General features: G+C 51.1%; 15 protein-coding genes. 7 read left to right on the top strand and 8 right to left on the bottom strand.

Annotated elements, in window-relative coordinates; genetic code table 11:
• The first annotated feature begins 212 nt into the window (after positions 1-212).
• Positions 213-1,184, top strand: coding sequence for an octaprenyl diphosphate synthase (gene ispB, locus AAZR23_RS16940; RefSeq protein ID WP_052926776.1), 972 nt, complete (start codon positions 213-215; stop codon positions 1,182-1,184).
• 40 nt (positions 1,185-1,224) lie between these two features.
• Here ispB and AAZR23_RS16935 read toward each other — a convergent pair whose 3' ends face one another.
• Positions 1,225-1,611 carry a DNA-binding protein gene (locus AAZR23_RS16935; protein WP_046894266.1) on the bottom strand — a complete coding sequence of 129 codons (387 nt, stop codon included), beginning with the start codon at positions 1,609-1,611 and terminating at the stop codon, positions 1,225-1,227.
• Between the two features lie 579 nt (positions 1,612-2,190).
• Here AAZR23_RS16935 and AAZR23_RS16930 point away from each other — a divergent pair.
• On the top strand, positions 2,191-2,457 hold the full coding sequence (locus AAZR23_RS16930) for a helix-turn-helix domain-containing protein (RefSeq protein ID WP_046894265.1): 267 nt from the start codon (positions 2,191-2,193) through the stop codon (positions 2,455-2,457).
• A gap of 93 nt (positions 2,458-2,550) precedes the next feature.
• Here AAZR23_RS16930 and mdh read toward each other — a convergent pair whose 3' ends face one another.
• Complete coding sequence (mdh, locus tag AAZR23_RS16925; RefSeq protein ID WP_024474260.1) at positions 2,551-3,489, bottom strand: malate dehydrogenase; 939 nt, start codon at positions 3,487-3,489, stop codon at positions 2,551-2,553.
• Between the two features lie 448 nt (positions 3,490-3,937).
• On the opposite strand from mdh, the gene argR reads away from it, so the two are divergent.
• On the top strand, positions 3,938-4,408 hold the full coding sequence (argR, locus tag AAZR23_RS16920; protein WP_004234524.1) for a transcriptional regulator ArgR: 471 nt from the start codon (positions 3,938-3,940) through the stop codon (positions 4,406-4,408).
• Positions 4,409-4,507: 99 nt separating this feature from the next.
• Here the strand turns inward: argR and mpl are convergent, their stop codons facing one another.
• The gene (mpl, locus tag AAZR23_RS16915) at positions 4,508-5,860 is read right to left on the bottom strand and encodes a UDP-N-acetylmuramate:L-alanyl-gamma-D-glutamyl-meso-diaminopimelate ligase (protein WP_230060012.1); all 1,353 of its coding nucleotides are present in this window, start codon (positions 5,858-5,860) and stop codon (positions 4,508-4,510) included.
• A 167-nt stretch (positions 5,861-6,027) separates the two neighbouring features.
• Between mpl and fbp the strand changes: the two genes are divergently transcribed.
• Both fbp and ppa read left to right on the top strand, forming a co-directional pair.
• Positions 6,028-7,041 carry a class 1 fructose-bisphosphatase gene (gene fbp / locus AAZR23_RS16910; RefSeq protein ID WP_046894263.1) on the top strand — a complete coding sequence of 338 codons (1,014 nt, stop codon included), beginning with the start codon at positions 6,028-6,030 and terminating at the stop codon, positions 7,039-7,041.
• Between the two features lie 95 nt (positions 7,042-7,136).
• The gene (gene ppa / locus AAZR23_RS16905) at positions 7,137-7,667 is read left to right on the top strand and encodes an inorganic diphosphatase (protein ID WP_046894262.1); all 531 of its coding nucleotides are present in this window, start codon (positions 7,137-7,139) and stop codon (positions 7,665-7,667) included.
• Between the two features lie 67 nt (positions 7,668-7,734).
• On the opposite strand, the gene AAZR23_RS16900 is transcribed toward ppa, so the two are convergent.
• The 3 genes from AAZR23_RS16900 to tamA are packed head-to-tail and all read right to left on the bottom strand — an operon-like array spanning position 7,735 to position 13,613.
• On the bottom strand, positions 7,735-8,097 hold the full coding sequence (locus AAZR23_RS16900; RefSeq protein ID WP_046894261.1) for a gamma-glutamylcyclotransferase family protein: 363 nt from the start codon (positions 8,095-8,097) through the stop codon (positions 7,735-7,737).
• A gap of 3 nt (positions 8,098-8,100) precedes the next feature.
• Entirely contained in the window at positions 8,101-11,871 is a 3,771-nt protein-coding gene (gene tamB, locus AAZR23_RS16895; protein ID WP_434693920.1) for an autotransporter assembly complex protein TamB, read from the bottom strand.
• On the bottom strand, positions 11,871-13,613 hold the full coding sequence (tamA, locus tag AAZR23_RS16890) for an autotransporter assembly complex protein TamA (RefSeq protein WP_434693918.1): 1,743 nt from the start codon (positions 13,611-13,613) through the stop codon (positions 11,871-11,873). The genes tamB and tamA overlap by 1 nt, the downstream gene beginning before the upstream one ends.
• A gap of 133 nt (positions 13,614-13,746) precedes the next feature.
• Here tamA and msrA point away from each other — a divergent pair, with 133 nt between their 5' ends.
• Together msrA and AAZR23_RS16880 are read left to right on the top strand one after the other, a co-directional pair.
• The gene (gene msrA / locus AAZR23_RS16885; protein ID WP_434693915.1) at positions 13,747-14,412 is read left to right on the top strand and encodes a peptide-methionine (S)-S-oxide reductase MsrA; all 666 of its coding nucleotides are present in this window, start codon (positions 13,747-13,749) and stop codon (positions 14,410-14,412) included.
• 178 nt (positions 14,413-14,590) lie between these two features.
• Positions 14,591-15,961, top strand: a complete 1,371-nt coding sequence (locus AAZR23_RS16880) for a hemolysin family protein (protein ID WP_218454741.1) — start codon at positions 14,591-14,593, stop codon at positions 15,959-15,961.
• A gap of 35 nt (positions 15,962-15,996) precedes the next feature.
• Here AAZR23_RS16880 and AAZR23_RS16875 read toward each other — a convergent pair whose 3' ends face one another.
• Entirely contained in the window at positions 15,997-16,203 is a 207-nt protein-coding gene (locus AAZR23_RS16875) for a DUF1107 domain-containing protein (RefSeq protein WP_004234508.1), read from the bottom strand.
• 331 nt (positions 16,204-16,534) lie between these two features.
• Entirely contained in the window at positions 16,535-17,275 is a 741-nt protein-coding gene (gene cysQ / locus AAZR23_RS16870; protein WP_046894256.1) for a 3'(2'),5'-bisphosphate nucleotidase CysQ, read from the bottom strand.
• Between the last annotated feature and the right edge of the window lie 11 nt (positions 17,276-17,286).

Raw genomic sequence — 17,286 nt, 5'->3', positions numbered from 1 at the left:
TATAAAATTATTCACAATAGGGCGCGGATTTTACGCAAAAATGCCGCAAATGACAAGTGCTGAAAACGATCTAATGATAAAAAATCGTCACTTTACAGATAGCCGTTTATTTGCGGCTTTTTTACAGTACAATCACAAAATATAAAAAAACGCTGCTATCATAAACCATTACCTTTGATCGGGATGTCAAAAACAAGGTTAAAGCAAGTCATATGAACTCAGAACAAATAATCGCGCTGACGGCGGATGATATGGCCGCAGTCAATCAAAAGATTCAAAAACAGCTGACCTCAGACGTATCGCTCATCAACCAGCTGGGTTATTACATTATCAGCGGCGGCGGGAAACGGATCCGCCCGATGATCGCCGTACTGACCGGCCGGGCTCTGGGCTATGACGGCGACAAACATATTCAGGTGGCGGCACTGATCGAATTTATCCATACCGCCACCCTGCTGCACGACGATGTGGTGGATGAATCCGACATGCGCCGCGGCAAACAGACGGCTAACGAAGTGTTCGGTAATGCCGCCAGTGTGCTGGTCGGGGATTTTATCTACACACGATCTTTTCAGATGATGACGGATCTGGATTCCATGCGTGTGCTGAAACTGATGTCAGAAGCGACAAACGTGATCGCGGAAGGTGAAGTACTGCAACTGATGAACTGCAACGATCCGGATATCAGCGAAGCGGATTACATGCAGGTTATCTACAGCAAAACCGCCCGTCTGTTTGAAGCCGCCTCGCAATCTGCCGCGATTCTGGCCGGTGCCACTGCGGAGCAGGAGAAAGCGTTGCAGGATTACGGCCGGTATCTCGGCACGGCTTTCCAGCTGATCGATGATGTTCTGGACTATGATGCGGATAATACGACACTCGGTAAAAATACCGGGGATGATCTCGATGAAGGCAAGCCGACACTCCCGCTGCTTCATGCCATGCACAACGGCAATGCGGAAGAATCCGCGCTGATCCGTCAGGCGATTGAACAGGGTAACGGGCGTCATCTGCTGGAGCAGGTGCTTACCGTAATGAAGCGCTGCGGCTCTCTGGCATACACCTATGCCCGCGCCGAAGAAGAAGCAGACAAAGCGATCGCATCGCTCTCTGCACTGCCGGATTCTCAGTACAAAGATGCCCTGGCAGGTCTGGCACATATCGCGGTCCGCCGCTCTGCCTGATCACAGAGAAAAAACGGGATCTGTAAAGATCCCGTTTTTTTTATTCCGGTTTTTCGTCCTGCTCCCGGCTGCCCGGAAGCTCCTGTGCATCGAGATGCTGGATCAGTTTGGCTAAACCTTCCCGCAGAATGAACGTGACAATTTTTTCGCGCTCCTCTCTGGTGAGCTGATAATAAGCTTCCACCCAAATCAGAAACGCATCCTGCCGCTTTGCCTGATAGCTCGCGCTGTTGTCACACGCATGCAGAATTGCCTGAACTTCATCCGGCAGACTATCGATACTGTACTCGACTGCTTTTCCCTGCACGCCGCGCTTGCGCCGCTGATGCCAGCCTTCCCGTCTCGCCATCAGGTTGACACCTTGAGGAGATGATGGCAAGCCCGCCAAACCAACCAATTCCTTCGCGGAATACCATTCTTTTTTCATCTTTTCTCCTGCAACCCATTTTCAGCAAAAAATCGGCAATTTCTGTGTTTAAACTGCGTGAATCTGCCGGGCACTTTCCTAAAAATGACAAATGCTTTATCTGCACTGAATTTTTTAACTGATTCCGGATCTACACCGATTTTTACGGGATTATTTTACAAACACAAGGATAAAACATTATTTATTTGTGAATAATCGGCATATTTTGTTACAACAACGGTAAGCACTTAATACAATGATCGTCGGGCAGAAAATGAGATCCGGCTCAGTGCTGCTGACGTATCACACCTGGTAACAGATAAAAATCGCTTTTGTTTCATCAACAAACTCCTTATGTTAAGTAAGCAAATATGCTTACCTCATTCAGTCCTTTGCGTTACCTGCACATTTTCATTCTGTTTCTTAATTCTGTAACAGAGTTCAAAAAAGATATTTTTAAGAAAAAATTTAAGAAAATATTTAGAAAAATAATGGTATTTTATTTTCTTAATAACGAATTGAATTCATCTTTAATGTGATGGCAACCCGTTATTTATACCACTAACACGGCATTAATCTAAAATAAAAAGGACTCAATATATGGATTCCGGTAAATCTGACTGGCACCCTGCTGATATTATTGCTGCGCTGAAGAAACGGGGGACAACCCTGGCCGCCCTGTCACGTAACGCAGGGCTCAGCTCCTCAACGCTCGCCAATGCGCTCTCCCGCCCGTGGCCGAAAGGTGAATGGCTCATCGCAGACTTTCTCGCCGTCCATCCGTCGGAGATTTGGCCCAGCCGTTATTTTAATTCTATCACAGGTGAATTATTAGATAGGAAAATAAGAGTGAAGGTAACTAATTAATTTCAATATATAGTTATAAAAACAATAAAACCGCTAATCATAATTAGCGGTTTTATTTACGGCTCAAAAAAATAAATACAACTATTTAATAACTCAGCTGTTAATAAATTTCTCACCAAGTGCAATATCCGCTTTCAGCACATCCAGCATGCCGTTAAGCGCTTTCTCTTCATAGGCGCTGAGTGACCCGATATCCAGACGCTTTTCAACACCGTTTTTGCCTAATACGACCGGCTGGGCAAAGAAACGGGCATATTTGCCGTCGCCTTCTGTGTAGGTGCATTCCACCACATTGCTTTCACCCTGCATGGCGCGAACCAGTGACAGACCGAAACGTGCAGCAGCCTGGCCCATAGAAAGTGTCGCGGATCCGCCGCCTGCTTTGGCTTCCACAACTTCTGTACCCGCGTTCTGAATACGCTTGGTCAGGCTGTCAATTTCCGCATCACTGAAGCTGACGCCCGGGATCTGAGACAGCAGCGGCAGAATAGTCACACCGGAGTGCCCGCCGATAACCGGCACTTCCAGCTCCTGTGGTTTCTTCCCTTTCAGTTCCGCCACAAAGGTGTTGGAGCGGATAATATCCAGCGTGGTAACGCCGAACAGACGATTTTTGTCATACACACCGGCTTTTTTCAGCACTTCTGCCGCGATAGCTACCGTGGTGTTTACCGGGTTGGTGATGATACCGATTAACGCTTTCGGGCAGGTTTTGGCAATTTTTTCCACCAGATTACGCACGATCCCTGCGTTCACATTAAACAGATCAGAACGATCCATGCCGGGTTTACGGGCCACACCGGCAGAAATCAGGACAATATCCGCACCTTCTAATGCAGGGGTAGGATCTTCCCCGGCAAATCCGGTGATCCGGACATCTGTCGGAATATGGCTGAGATCTTTTGCCACACCCGGAGTGACCGGTGCGATATCATATAAAGTAAGATCTGAACCGGAAGGAAGCTGGGTTTTAAGAAGAAGGGCGAGAGCCTGACCAATACCACCTGCTGCTCCGAGAACTGCAACTTTCATCCTGAGACTCCTTAACTTGGGACGGTTAGCACGATTGCGCATCAGGCGCGAATCCGTGCATGAGGGCTGTGAATACAATATTTTAACAGACTGATTGCATATTCACGCATTTGAATCTGTTTGTCTATTGTTATCCATTCTAAACAAATCGCTTATCTGTTAATGAGATAAGGAACACTATTTTGACAATTATTTTACTTTAAGAGCACTTATAGTCATGTGCGTTAATATAACAATACGTAACTGCTAACAACATCATTTAATTAACAATATATTTACCTATGGTGATAACCTGGTCAGAACCATAAGCAATGTCAATTACGTGAACTGATCACCAGTTTTGACCATTAATGCGGTTTACCCGGGCCAGACCACAGGGTTTAATTTGCATAAAAATGCATTTTTCCGCATAATAATAAAGTCCGTATCCAAATTTTCAGGAAAGACTATGCGTGCACCTTCTAAACAGGAAGATCTGATCAAGGCGTTTAAGGCGCTGTTGAAAGAAGAAAAATTCAGCTCTCAGGGGGAGATTGTCACCGCCCTGCAGGAAGAGGGCTTTGAGAATATTAATCAGTCCAAGATTTCCAGGATGCTGACCAAGTTCGGTGCTGTCCGCACCCGTAACGCAAAAATGGAAATGGTTTACTGTCTGCCTGCGGAACTGGGTGTTCCGACAGCCACCAGCCCGTTAAAAAACCTGGTGCTGGATATTGATTACAATGACTCGGTGGTGGTTATCCGTACCAGTCCGGGCGCAGCGCAGCTGATTGCCCGTCTGCTGGATTCCATCGGCAAATCCGAGGGTATTCTCGGCAGTATCGCCGGGGATGACACCATTTTCTCGACACCGGCCAAAGATTTCACCACAGAACAGCTTTACGAAGCGATTCTTGCCCTGTTCGAACAGGAACTGTAATCTGCCGTTAATCATACAAAAACCGCGCGGTACTGATGTCCCGCGCGGTTTTTTTTCTTAGTCTTCAAATTCTCAGCTTTCACATTCTCAGCTGTCAGATTACTTCAGCTTTTCCAGCAGTTTATCGTGGATACCGCCGAAGCTGCCGTTGCTCATCACCAGGATATGATCTCCCGGCTGAGCATGCCCGGCCACCATATTGACCAGTGCGTCCGGGTCTCCGGTCCAGTAAGCCGGCTGCACACAACGCTCGGTAATTTCACTGACCAGCCACGGAATATCTGCCGGCTGGAAGATAAACACTTCATCCGCACGACCCAGCGCAGGCGCGATATCGTCTTTGCTGATCCCCATTTTCATGGTGTTTGAGCGCGGTTCCAGCACCACAAGAATACGGGCGGTACCCCCGACCTTACTGCGCAGTGCCTGTAATGTGGCCAGAATCGCCGTCGGGTGATGTGCAAAGTCATCGTAGATACTGATGCCGTTTACCTGACCGCGCAGCTCAAGGCGGCGGCGGGCGTTGATAAATTTACCCAGAGCACGGCAGGCTTCCGCCACCGGCACACCGACGTGATGTGCGGCAGCAACCGCCATCAGGGCGTTCTGCATATTATGCTCGCCCACCAGTCCCCAGGTCACACGGCCGCTGATTTCGCCGTCATAACGCACATCGAACTCACCACAGTCATTAGTGATTTTCTCTGCCTGCCAGCGGGCGTTGTCACCGGTATACTCTTCTTCGCTCCAGCAGCCCATACTGAGTACCTGTTTCAGATTGGCATCCTGAGCCGGGGCAATAATTTTGCCGTCACCCGGCACCACACGCACCAGATGATGGAACTGTTTTTCAATCGCCGCGAGGTTTTCAAAGATATCCGCGTGATCAAATTCGAGGTTGTTGAGCAGCAGTGTACGCGGGCTGTAATGCACAAATTTCGAACGTTTATCAAAGAATGCACAGTCATATTCATCGGCTTCGATAACAAAGAACGGACTGTTACCCAGTGTGGCGGAGACATCAAAGTTCCCCGGAACACCGCCGATCAGAAAGCCCGGCTGATAACCGCAGTCTTCCAGAATCCAGGCCAGCATACCGGCTGTGGTGGTTTTGCCGTGAGTACCGGCAACCGCCAGCACCCAGCGCTCCGGTAAGACATGGTCATGCAGCCACTGCGGGCCGGAGGTGTAAGGAATTCCCAGGTTCAGCACCGCTTCAACACACGGATTTCCGCGCTTCATGGCATTGCCGATCACCACCATATCCGGACGCGGCGTCAGTTGTGCCGGGTCGTAACCGGTGATCAGTTCGATCCCCTGCTCTGTCAGTAAATCACTCATCGGCGGGTAGACATTCTGATCCGAGCCGGTCACTTTGTGCCCCTGTGCGCGGGCCAGGATAGCCAGGCTGCCCATGAAGGTGCCGCAGATACCGAGAATATGAATATGCATTATTTTTTATCCAATAGCATGACGTTGGTCACTATTCTAACCATCTCTCAAAAGAACTGAAACGGATTAGCCTATCAATTATGATTTTCTTTGGCTAAACTTGCACCCGCGTTTACGGGCAACCGCTTTCGTAATACTTTTATTTCACCCACTTCAGGACGTACGTCATGAAAACATTAGGCGAATTTATCGTCGAAAAACAGCAGGACTTTTCTCACGCCACCGGAGAACTGACTGCACTCCTCTCCGCGATTAAGTTAGGCGCTAAGATTATTCACCGTGATATTAACAAAGCCGGGCTGGTTGATATCCTTGGTACTAATGGTATCTCAAACGTGCAGGGCGAAGTCCAGATGAAACTGGATCTTTACGCCAACGAGAAACTGAAAGCCGCGCTGAAAGCCCGTGGTGAAGTTGCCGGTATTGCCTCTGAAGAAGAAGACGACATTGTTGTTTTTGAAGGCGGCCGTGCGGAAAACGCCAAATATGTGGTTCTGATGGACCCGCTCGACGGCTCATCCAACATTGATGTGAATGTGTCAGTCGGTACTATTTTCTCTATTTATCACCGTATCACCCCGCTGGGCCAGCCGGTCACCGAAGCTGACTTCCTCCAGCCGGGCAACCGCCAGGTCGCTGCCGGTTACGTGGTGTACGGCTCATCCACCATGCTGGTTTACACAACCGGTAACGGTGTTCACGCCTTCACCTATGATCCGTCCCTGGGTGTGTTCTGCCTGTGTCAGGCTGATATGAAATTCCCGGAGAACGGCAAAATGTATTCCATCAACGAAGGGAACTACATCCGTTTCCCTGTCGGCGTGAAAAAATACATCAAATACTGCCAGGAAGAAGATCCTGCGACAGATCGCCCGTACACCACCCGTTATATCGGCTCGCTGGTAGCGGATTTCCACCGCAACCTGCTCAAGGGCGGGATCTACATCTATCCGAGCACCGCAAGCCATCCGAGCGGCAAACTGCGTCTGCTGTACGAGTGCAACCCGATGTCATTCCTCGCGGAACAGGCAGGCGGTAAAGCGAGTGACGGTAAGAACCGCATCCTCGATATCATTCCGGAAAAACTCCACCAGCGTTCACCGTACTTTGTCGGTACCCGCTCAATGGTAGAGAAAGCAGAAAGCTTTATGGCGGAATTCCCGGACGAAAACGGGAAGTAAGCAAGAGTAAGAGAAGGAAAAGGCGGTATACCACCGCCTTTTTTTCGTTATAATATCCGCCACGCTATTTGTTCTGAAGATTAAGGAATCCGTTCATGAGCCTGAATAATGTTCCTGCAGGTAAAGATCTGCCGGAAGATATCTATGTTGTTATCGAAATCCCTGCCAACGCAGATCCGATTAAATATGAAGTTGATAAAGAATCCGGCGCACTGTTTGTTGACCGTTTCATGTCAACCGCCATGTTCTACCCGTGCAACTACGGTTACATCAACCACACCTTATCTCTGGATGGTGACCCGGTAGACGTGCTGGTACCGACTCCGTATCCGTTACAGCCGGGTTCAGTGATCCGCTGCCGTCCTGTCGGCGTGCTGAAAATGACTGACGAATCAGGTGAAGATGCCAAACTGGTTGCGGTTCCGCACACCAAACTGAGCAAAGAATACGATCACATCAACGATGTGAACGATCTGCCTGAACTGCTGAAAGCTCAGATCACGCACTTCTTCGAGCACTACAAAGATCTCGAAAAAGGCAAATGGGTGAAAGTTGACGGCTGGGAAGATGCCGCAGCAGCAAAAGCTGAAATCATCGCTTCTTTCGAACGCGCTGCGAAAAAATAATCCGCAGTCCGTTTCAGAGACAAAAAAAACCGCTGTTTTCACAGCGGTTTTTTTATTCACAGGGAAATCATTCGCTTTCCGGGTCTGCTTCCTCGTGCCGTTTCAGCCAGTCCCCGCAATTTATCTTCACCAGTCCGTCCACCGGACGCTGATATAAGTAAATCCAGGCACTGCCGTACGGCGTTGAAACCAGTTCACGCCGGTAATCCTGACCATCTTTTTTTAATTCATCCAGCTCAGTCAGGATCGACGAGGAGATCCGGTACACTTCACATTCGATCGAACCGGTTCCCGGCACCACCGCAGGATAGTGTCCCAAATCATACAGGTCATAGCCTTCAAGCGTATATTCTCCCAGCAGGGCGGCATAGGTCATCCAATGATGGTTGCCCTGTTTCTGCCGCAAACTGCCATAAACGATCACTCGCATATATTAAAACTCAAACTGATAAAGCAGATCGATCGCCTGGTTAACACCAGACACCGCTTCCAGATATAACCTGGGCATTAACCTATAGCGTAACGTTAAGGTCGCTAAGGAGTCAAATATACCGACACCATATTTTACCTGCAGATCATTGGTTATCTTACCGCTGACCACAACCTGCGACTTATCGCCCACGCCCTGGGTATCCAGCGCCAGATCCGAAATACCGAATGTCTCACCGATTTTTCCGACTAACTGCCCGCTTTGTGCCACACCGAGGCTGATCAGCATGGAGGTCATCTGCGAGCTGTCCGCATCCCCGGTATCCAGCCCCTCACCACGCAGCAGGTAAGAGAGCGCATTTTCCTGAGACATCGCCGGATCAGAGAATATTTCCACTTTCGGTCTGTCAGCAAGCCCGGTCACGCGAACCCCCGCAATCACGCCGTTGGCGGTGTTATCCGGGTTACGGATCGCTTCCAGATTGAGGAACGGCTGGTCAGCAGGACCGGAGAACAGGATCTGTCCTTTACGTACCAGCAGATCCTGCCCGTAAGCATGGAAGCGTCCGCGCGGAATATCCACCTGGCCGTTAAGTCCCAGTCCCTGCTTATCCTGAGCGACTTTCAGATCCCCGGTCAGTTTTGCTTTCAGACCAAAAGCATCCAGCAGCACATCATCACCGATATGGATACGCAGATTACTCAGGATCGGAATGCTGGTCTGTTTTTCATGGATCGGCTGTAAATTATCATCCAGCATCACTTCATCAGAGGTGGCACTGACGGCGGAATCCGGGACTTCATGTACTGTGATCCGTGCCCACGGAATATTGACCGTACCGTCCAGTTTCAGCATGGATGGCGTGGCCTCAAAGACCAGATCCGGGCTGACATCAATCCGCACCATCGGCGGCAGCGAAACGCGCAGTTTGTCACCCTGTGCAAAAATCTTCGCACTCCAGGCATCCATTCTGCGCCAGTCCGCGTTACCGCTGAGGTTGAGATACCCTTCCGGTGTTTTGATGTTTCCGCTGAGATCAGAGCGGGCGCCGTCGAAATTCACATTCAGTCCGCCGGTCGTGATATCGAACGGCAGAAGACGTCCGCTGACCGCGAGATCAGACAATCCCAGCTGACCAAACAGCAGCGGCGATGCCGCGTTACCGCCCAGACGCAGCGCGGCATTCAGCCGACCGGTGGCTTTATCGCCTTTGCCGAGCAGCGGTTTCAGCAGATCCAGCGAGATATTGTCGATACCGACATTGCCGCTCAGCTGACGGCGTTTTTCCAGATCAGTAATCTGGACATTACCGTTAATCTTCCCGTTACCGGCAATGGCAATCAGCCACTGAAGATTCAGTTTGCCGTTCTTCATGGCGGCAGTCAGTGTCAGGGTATCAAACGCGACCGGCAGATTCGTACCGTCGAGGTTCTGCACCACCTTCACGCCGTTACCTTTCAGGGATGCGTCAATCACCGGCTGTGAGCCGTCCGCAAACCAGCGGACATTGGCATTACCGCTGAATACGCCGTCCAGCCGGGTATCCTGGCCGAGGAACGGTTTAATCATCGCCAGGTCAAAACGTTCCAGGGCTACAGATGCATTACCGGAAGCCCCGGCAGTGATCGGTTTCGGCACACAGATACGGGCATCCGGATTCACCCAGCAATGGGTGCCGATGGTCACTTCCTGTTTTTCATTCAGATAGGTCAGTGCCATCGCCTTACTGAGTGACCACTCACCCACCGGTGTGTCAAAGCGGGTATTATTCAGCGTGCCTTTCCAGGTTTCGGTTTTACGATCAAACCCGCCGTTCAGCATCAGCTGTGCGGAGACCGGTTCGCCTTTCATGGTCAGTTTCAGCTGATGCTGTGCTTCTGTGCCTTTGGCATTCAGGGTCAGATTGCTGATCACCAGATCCGCCTGTTTCAGCTGATTCACAGTGACATCCAGCTGACCTTTGATCTGTTCCGCAGAAGTGATATCCCCTTTGATTTTGGCATCCGCCACGGACAGATCGTTCTGCCATTTCAGGCTGTTAACCGTCAGATCAGCAAGGATCTGCGGTTTTTCCATATTACCGCGGACATTAAGTTTCCCTTTGATGGTTCCCGCCAGACCCGGAACCAGCCCGCCGAGCACCGGAGCATTGATATCGGCATCCAGCTTCCAGTTATCCGCCAGCTGTCCGCGGACATCCAGTTTATTGTTACCCAGCGCCAGTTTCAGATCAGGGATCGTCCACTGACCGCCCGCGTTACCTTTCACATTACCGCGCGCTTTCAGCGGATAGGTTTTCACTTTGCCGTCAAGGGTGATATCCGGGATTTCAAGCTCCCAGTTGCCGCCGTACAGGCTGCCCCGGGTACTGATTTTACCGTCCACTTTGGCCGGCCATTCCGGATAGGCTTTTGCGGTATTCAGCCCGGAAAGTGTCAGTACTGCCTGCCAGCTGATGGCTTTCTGCCAGTCCGCCACCCCGGTCACTTCCGCAAAGCCCTGTAACGCATTCAGACGCAGGCGGGTGAGATTAAGCTGTTCTGTATTCCCTTTGGCATCCAGGGTCAGCAGAGCGGGCGGGATGTCCTTACCTTTGATATCTGAACGCAGGGAGAGATCGTAACCACTCACTTTTCCGTTAAGACGCAGTTTCACACCATCAAGCTGATAGTCCGCCTCTCCGGTCAGCGGCCAGCTGACTTTCTGACTTTCCAGTGTCAGCAGCAGCGGCAGATCGGCCTGTGTCAGATTGGTTTGTGCATCCAGCGTGGCATTAACCGGCCCTTTCAGCGCCAGTGCCAGCTTCAGTTCATCCAGCAGTCCGCCGTTCAGGCTGAGATCAAGATCCTGCCCGCTGAATTCATCAAAATCACGGACATGGCCTTTAACAGACAGCGCCACCGGCCATTTTTCACTGAGCGCCACTTCCCCGCTGATCGCGATATTGCCCTGCGGTGCATCCGCAGACAGATCACTAAGAGTCAGCACCTGACCTTTGTTAAACAGCGCCAGATGCAGAGAATTGAGAGTTACCGGTGCATCACCGCTCACCTGCCAGTTCTCACCGGAAATACCTTCCACTGAGATATTCAGCGGCAGAATAACCTCCGGCAGTTCTGCCAGCATCGGCTGAGCAAAAATCTCACTGATGGTTTCACCTAACGGCTTCTCCGGTGCATCCGTTGCCGGTGCCGGTTCTTCTGCCGCAGCCGGGTCACTTTTCGGCAGCACAACAGAAAGGGCATTAATCACCGTTGGTTTCAGCGTCAGCTGGTCGCCCTGCCAGGTCATGGCGGTACGGAAAGTATCCAGATTCACCGCCATGTCATCCACGGTAACCTGTGTGTCAGTCACGGAAAGCGAATCAAGGAAAATGGTCAGCGGTGCATTCAGCTCTGTCAGCGGCTCTGACGGCGGGGTTTCTTCTGACGGCGGCAGTTTTGCGGTATCGACAGCAACCCGTGTGCCGTCCGTGCTGAGGTTTTCAACACAGAGTGTCATGTCTTTCAGGCAGCTCAGGCGCAACGCCAGATCAACCTTATCCACACTGACATCAATACCGGGCATGGTGTACTTCACCTGTTTCAGGGTCAGATTACGCAGATCGCCCTCAACCTGGCCGATAGTCAGGCCGGATACCATACGCGGCGCGAGATTCAGGGCAAAGTGCAGCCCGGATTGTGTACCCAGTACCCAGCCGAGTGTACCGCCAATCATCAGGATCAGTACCAGCAGAATGATTGCCGGCCACTTCAGATACTTCAGCCATTTCATCAGAGTTCTGCCCCCAAGCCGATGTAAAACTGGATATTTTTCGTCTGGTCATCCCCTACCGGCGCGGCAAGGTCAAACTTGATTGGCCCGACCGGCGATGCCCAGCGCACCCCGACACCGGCACCGGTTTTGAAATTACTTCGTTTGATATCATTCACCACTTCACCGCTGTCAACAAATACGGCACCCCACCAGTCACCGGTCACGTTGTACTGATATTCCAGCGAACCGACGACCATCCGCGAACCGCCGGTCAGTTTGCCGTCAGAATCTTCCGGTGAGATTTTGTTGTAACGATAACCACGGATACTGCCGTCGCCACCGGCGAAGAAACGCAGATCCGGCGGAACTTTGTCGAAATTATTGGTTTCAATCCAGCCGAGATTACCGCGCATCACAAAGCGGTGGCCATCCCACGGTGTCCGTATCCAGACGTTACGGGCGCGGAAAATGGAAAAATCCACATCCGAGCCCCACATTTCATTGGAAACATCCACCGAGTAACGCTGACTGTCCCCCCAGGACGGCATCATCCCGCCCCGCGAACGGACGCGGCTGACATTCACACCCGGATAGAGCAGCATGGTGGTGTTCGTGATATCCGCCTGGGTAAAGTGGCTGAGGCTCCAGCGCATATTGATGCCGTACTGCCAGCCGGTGGATAAATCCCAGTTACGGGAAACACTGACGGTGGCGGTATCGGCTTTGGTATCGTTCAGATCGGTCCGTTTATACCCGCCGGAAACAGCATAATACTGCTCGATCGGATTAACCTTTAGCGGGATGCGGTAAGAGGTATCAATGATCTGTTCCGGGGCGGACAGGCTGATACTGGAGGTCAGGCTGTGGCCTCTTGAGTTCACCCACGGCTTATTCCATTTCGCCTGAACACGCGGCCCCACATCGGTGGCAAAACCACCACCCAGCTCAACGAAGTTTTGCGCACGCGGGGTGAAAGACGCATCCATGGTCAGATAATCACTGTTATCCGCCCGCGCCTTTGCAATATCCGGGGTGACGATCGCGGACTGGAACCAGCCGGTTTCCGCCAGCAGACGGTTAAATTCCGCCAGTTGTTCTGAGGTGTAGTAATCCCCCTCTTTAAAGGGTACCAGACCTTCCAGATAGGCATCTCTGATTTGCGATCCCTGGTAATTTACCTTACCGAAACGGTATCGTTTGCCACTGTTAAACACAAAGTCCCAGTAGGCCGCTTGACGGGAAAGGGCAATGCCGAGCTGGCTTTTTTCCATCTCCGCATCAAAATAGCCGCGTTTTAAGGCAAGCCCGGATAGTCCGCTTTTAAAACTTTCGTACTCGCCGTGATTGACGACAGTCCCGGTTTCCGGTGTATTTTTAGTAATAAATTTTTTAAACGCCGGATCGGTTTTTGCCGCACCTTCGATATCCACAGTGACCCCGGCAATTTTAACCGGTTCCCCCGGAACCACCCGGGCATACAATACCGGGCGCGCAGGTGGTGTATTATCCTGATAATCAAAGGTGATCACCGGCTCATAATACCCCAGCGGACGAAGCCCTTCTTTGATGGCTTTTTCCACCCTGGCGCGAAAACGGCCGTCAGCCACGACTTCATCGGTCGTGATAGTGGAAAGCTGGACTCTTGCATTTTTTTCAAGTTGCCCGTCGAGCCCTTCCACTTTTAAGCGAAGATTTGCACTATATGCCAGAGGGGATGTGAGAGACACAGCGACAACACAAACAAGAGGGTATCGGATCACATCAACTCCTGAATTTCTGAGATTTGACTGAGATAAATGAAAATTATTTGAAGTTTACTATAGATACATAAGATAAATAACCTGAAATCTGCTGATAATGCACCGATTATTCTTAAAACAGGAGCCACCGCAAATGACACAAAACACCACTCAATACCCGCAGGACACCATTGTATCTCCTGTTTCCACCGCCGATGCACTGCCTGACAGCGCCGTGGCGCTGACTATCAGCCCGCGCCATACCGTGACCGGCCATGATGTGAACCATGTGCCTGACGGCTTTGATACCGCGTATTTCGCCATGGGCTGTTTCTGGGGCGTGGAGCGTCTGTTCTGGCAACAGCCGGGTGTGTACAGCACGACTGCCGGGTATACCGGCGGCACGACAAAGAACCCAACCTACGACGATGTCTGCACCGGCAGAACCGGACATGCCGAAGCCGTCCGGGTGGTCTATGACCCGTCCGTCATCAGCTATGCCGATCTGCTGCGTCTGTTCTGGGAAAACCACGACCCGGCACAAGGCATGAAACAGGGCGGCGATATCGGATCACAATACCGTTCCGCGATTTATACTCAGTCTGACAGCCAGCGCGTGCAGGCCCTTGCTTCGCGTGAGCAGTATCAGCAGGCGATGAATGAGAGTCAGGACAGCCGCAGTATCACCACGGCCATCCGCCCTCTCGGCCCGTTTTATGTGGCTGAAGATTACCACCAGCAATATCTGGATAAGAACCCGGAAGGCTATTGCGGACTCGGCGGGATCGGTGTTTGTCTGCCGCCTTCGCTGAGAAACTAGTCGTTTTTCCCGTTCCGGTGCTATACTGCACATCCGCGCACAGACAAATTGGATGCTCTGTGCGCCTTTCTTTTTTTATATCCGATACTTATGCTCTATATATCTAAAATAACCGGTCGCCACGCATAATCAAGAACAGCGTGCCAGGAGGCAATCGTGCCGGCCATTCGGAACTTATATGTTAAATAGTTTATTAATCGTCCTGTTACTGTGCGCGATCAGCGCATTCTTTTCGTTATCTGAAATATCACTGGCCGCCTCACGGCGTATCAAACTCAAAGTCATGATTGACGAAGGCAATACCAATGCCGCCCACGTGCTCCGCTTACAGGAAGCGCCGGGAATGTTCTTCACCGTCGTGCAAATCGGCCTGAACGCCGTGGCTATCCTCGCCGGTATTGTCGGTGAATCTGCCTTTTCACCGGCACTCCGCACCCTGTTCGGCAATTTTATGGCCGATGCCGCAGCACAACAGCTCGGCTCAATACTGTCATTTATTATCGTGACCTCCATGTTTATCCTGCTGGCGGATCTGACCCCGAAACGTCTCGGCATGATCAAACCGGAAGCGGTCGCCATCCGGATTGTCCAGCCGATGCGTTTTTGTCTGACAGTTCTGCGTCCGCTGGCCTGGCTGTTTAACGGGTTATCTAACCTGTTCTTTAAATTATTCAAAATTCCGCTGGCCCGTAATGAAGATATCACTTCTGATGATATTTACGCGGTGGTGGAAGCGGGTGCCGTGGCCGGTGTGCTGCGCAAGCAGGAACACGAACTGATCGAAAACGTGTTTGAGCTGGAATCCCGGACTGTACCGTCAGCCATGACTTCCCGCGAGAGCGTGGTCTATTTCGATAAACAGGAAAACGAAGAGAGCATCAAAGAGAAGATCTCCACGCAGCCACATTCGAAATTCCTGGTGTGTGACGGCGGGCTGGATCATGTGCTCGGCTATGTCGATTCCAAAGATCTGCTGAACCGCGTACTGAACGGCCAGAGCCTGAATCTGCGCGAAGGTGTGCAAATCCGCCCGGCACTGATGATCCCGGATACGCTGAGCCTGTCAGATACCCTGGAAGGCTTTAAAAATGCCGGGGAAGACTTCGCTATCATTCTGAATGAATACGCCATGGTGATGGGTGTCATCACTATCAATGACGTGATGATTACGCTGATGGGGGATTTGGTCGGTCAGGGGCAGGAAGAACAGATTGTTGCCCGTGATGAAAATTCCTGGCTGATTGAGGGCGGCACCCCTATTGAGGATGTACAGCGGGTGCTGGATATCGATGAGTTCCCGGATGACAGCAATTATGAAACCATCGCCGGGTTCCTGATGTACAAACTGCGTCGCATCCCGAAACGGACAGATTCCGTGAAATTCTCAGGCTACAAATTTGAAGTGGTTGATATCGATAACTACAAGATTGACCAGCTGCTGGTCACACGTATTGCGGATACACCGGTAATACCGCGTCCGTCAGCGGCGGAAAGCAGTAAAGAGGGTCAGTCTGACGTGGCACACGGCGAACAGCACCAAAAACCGTAAAACTAACCCTTCTTCAATCAGTCAGGTATTGTGATTTATGCCAGCTGCGCCTGCAGCAACGATACCTGCTGATTAATTTCACTCATTGCACTCAGGTGGCGTTTGTCTCTGATTTTCGGCGGTAAAATCTTGCCGTAGTCAAATTCAAACGCGCCCATTCCCTGTATATACAGGCGGCCGCGGAATAATGTCTTCACGTAGCGGGCGATCTGAGCCGGGTTGTAACGGGCGAAAATTTTCATCGTACTTATGTCCTCCCCTTTACCTTTTCTTTCATGCCTAAGGTATGACCCGATTCTACCACCCGGGTTCATTAATCAAATGATTTAATCACTATTTTTACATAAAATGACACTTCACTACGACTTACTTCACAAATCATCACGAAAAACGATCCCCGTCACACTATAAAAGTGAAATAATAACCTCATAATTACTATAAGTTTTATAAATAATTTCAGGGTGAAATACAGGAACTGACATTATCAGGCAGGAGATTTTCCGGGCGGAGAAAAGTCAGTGTAATTTGCATAACCATGCAAATTACACTGTTATTCAGGAATAAAATGGCAATCAGAAACTGCTGACACGGAATCCCGGGTTTATCAGTGATTCACGTGGTGTATAGTCGAGCGTTTTACCACTCCAGTCCGTGATATGCGCTCCCGCCGCGAGTGCGACGGCATGTCCTGCCGCTGTATCCCAGATATGGGTCGGGTTAAAGCGCGGATAGAGCTGGGCTTTACCTTCTGCCACCAGGCAGAATTTAAGGGATGAGCCGATAGCCCGGGTTTCGTGCGGTCCCAGCTGTTCCAGATAATCTGCCAGTTCCGCATCCTGATGTGAGCGGCTGATCACCACCATCGGCAGATCCGTATTAACCACTTTGATTGCCATTCGCTGCCCGCCCCGCTCGCGCCAGGCGTGTTTACCTTCCGCCAGATAGAGAATATCCGGTACCGGCGCATACACCACACCGAGTACGGGCACGCCGCCGGAAATCAGGGCAATATTGACCGTAAATTCGCCGTTGCGGCTGATAAATTCTTTGGTGCCGTCAAGCGGGTCCACCAGCCAGTATTGGGTCCAGTGCTGCCGCTCAGACCACGGCTGCGGATCTTCCTCTGAAAGCACCGGGATATCCGGTGTCAGGGCGTTCAGTTCCTGCACGATGATGTGGTGCGCGGCTAAATCCGCGGCGGTTAAAGGGGAGTTATCCGCTTTGGCGGAGATGGTCAGTGTGTCGGGATGATGGTAGATATCCATGATTGCGTCGCCCGCCCGCCGGGCCAGCAGACAAATTTGATTGAGCATCCTTCACCTCT

It is taken from the genome of Morganella sp. Je.2.23 (assembly GCF_051129855.1).
Lineage (GTDB): Bacteria > Pseudomonadota > Gammaproteobacteria > Enterobacterales > Enterobacteriaceae > Morganella > Morganella sibonii.
The sequence above is the reverse complement of the archived record's forward strand: the minus strand, read 5'-3'. Positions and strand labels throughout refer to the sequence as shown.